Source organism: Mesorhizobium sp. M1A.F.Ca.IN.020.06.1.1, from assembly GCF_004023265.1.
Lineage (GTDB): Bacteria > Pseudomonadota > Alphaproteobacteria > Rhizobiales > Rhizobiaceae > Mesorhizobium.
The window spans coordinates 1-560 of sequence record NZ_RZSR01001707.1; the positions used below are offsets into that span (position 1 = coordinate 1).

The 560-nt window shown below is 57.1% G+C and carries 1 pseudogene; it reads right to left on the reverse strand.

Going from position 1 to position 560, the window contains the following annotated elements:
* Window positions 1-508, reverse strand: a pseudogene (locus tag EOA60_RS36480) (hypothetical protein); the annotation flags it as partial.
* Window positions 509-560 lie beyond the last annotated feature (52 nt).

Consider the following 560-nt stretch of genomic DNA (forward strand, 5'->3'; position numbering starts at 1 on the left):
ATGCATCCGGCAGCGACGGATTCTTATTGAGATCAAAGGCTTCGATCGTCTTCCTTGCCATCGTATCGAGATCAATATTGGCGCCACCGAAGTTGAGGTCGATATCCGTCGGCAGCAACGCGACGCTCCAGGCGGGCAGCGCTTGCTGCGGGATCGTCAGGCCGGAGGCCTTGATCGCGTAATCGACTCTGCCGTTCGGTGAGATTCCGTCCATCGCGAACGCGGTGCTGAACTGCTTCGCCGCGAATTTGCCGACAGGGCTCTCCACCTCGAAATCCTTAAAGCTGTAGTTGCCGTCGATCCTTTCCCAGACGGGCAGCGCGGCCAACAGGAGCGATTTGAGCTCCGCCTGGTTAGCCTTGAGCTTGGCTTCGTCCTCATTGGCGACGGCAAAGGCAAGAAGGTCGAGCAACGGCTTCGTCCGTACGCCCTTGCCATTCGCATCAACGGAAAGTTCGGGCGTTTTCAGGGTGACCGGAAAATTCATTCCGCTGTTGGGATCGTCCATCTTGATCGTCTCGACGAAGCTCGAGACCTTTTGCGTTGCCTTGAAGCTGTCT